Raw genomic sequence first — 340 nt, 5'->3', positions numbered from 1 at the left:
GGTACTACCACAACAACCTCACCGGCACCCTGAACCTGCTCCGGACGATGGACCGGCACGGCGTCCGCTCCCTCGTGTTCAGCTCCTCCGCGACGGTCTACGGCGAGCACAACCCCAGCCCGTACCTGGAGAAGATGGAGATCGGCGCCAACAACCCCTACGGCCGGACCAAGGAACAGGTCGAGGACATCCTGACCGACCTCGGCGCCGCGGACCCGCGCTGGCGCATCGCGCTGCTGCGCTACTTCAACCCGGTCGGCGCGCACCCCTCGGGCCGGATCGGGGAGGACCCGCAGGGCATCCCGAACAACCTGGTGCCCTTCATCGCCCAGGTCGCCGT

At 68.5% G+C, this 340-nt stretch carries 1 protein-coding gene; it reads left to right on the top strand.

Translation table 11 applies throughout. The features are described from left to right. The coding region (locus tag J9611_RS21590; RefSeq protein ID WP_211883389.1) for an NAD-dependent epimerase/dehydratase family protein at positions 1-340 on the top strand (340 nt) is incomplete at both ends.

The organism is Pseudarthrobacter albicanus (genome assembly GCF_018224015.1).
GTDB classification, from domain to species: Bacteria; Actinomycetota; Actinomycetes; order Actinomycetales; family Micrococcaceae; genus Arthrobacter; species Arthrobacter albicanus.
Note: the sequence above shows the minus strand (reverse complement) of the source record. Positions and strands in the feature narration are given on the sequence as shown.